This window comes from Cupriavidus respiraculi (assembly GCF_914271545.1).
Taxonomy (GTDB): domain Bacteria; phylum Pseudomonadota; class Gammaproteobacteria; order Burkholderiales; family Burkholderiaceae; genus Cupriavidus; species Cupriavidus respiraculi.
The window spans coordinates 1-655 of record NZ_CAJZAH010000017.1; the positions used below are offsets into that span (position 1 = coordinate 1).

A 655-nucleotide genomic window follows, 5' to 3' on the forward strand; every position below is an offset into this window, starting at 1 on the left:
CGATCGGCACGAACTTCAGGTTCTCCGGCCCGGTGTAGTTGGCGCTGGGTCGGATGATCTTGTTGTCGATGCGCTGCTCGATGATGTGGGCGGCCCAGCCCGAGGTGCGCGCGATCACGAACAGCGGCGTGAACATCGCGGTGGGCACGCCCATCATGTGATAGCTCACCGCGCTGAACCAGTCCAGGTTGGGGAACATCTTCTTGGTGTCCCACATCGTGGTCTCCAGCCGCGCGGCGATATCGAACATCTTCATCGAGCCGGCGTCCTTGGACAGGCGGCGCGCGACCTCCTTGATCACCTGGTTGCGCGGGTCGCCCGTGGTGTACACCGGATGGCCGAAGCCGATCACCACTTCCTTGTTCTCGACCCGGCGCACGATGTCGGCATGCGCCTCGTCCGGGTTGTCGTAGCGCTTCTGGATCTCGAACGCGACCTCGTTGGCGCCGCCGTGCTTGGGGCCGCGCAGCGCGCCGATGGCCCCGCAGATGGACGAGTACATGTCCGAGCCCGTGCCGGCGATCACGCGGCCGGTGAAGGTCGAGGCGTTGAACTCGTGCTCGGCGTACAGGATCAGCGAGGTGTGCATCGCGCGCTCCCACAGCGCCGACGGCGCCTCGCCGTGCAGCAGGTGCAGGAAGTGTCCGCCGATGGA

Annotated in this window: 1 protein-coding gene; it reads right to left on the minus strand. The window is 66.0% G+C overall.

Translation table 11 applies throughout. From position 1 onward, the window contains the following. Nucleotides 1-655, minus strand: a 655-nt coding sequence (locus LDO27_RS25525) for a citrate/2-methylcitrate synthase (RefSeq protein WP_290368868.1), incomplete at both ends; no start/stop codon positions are given.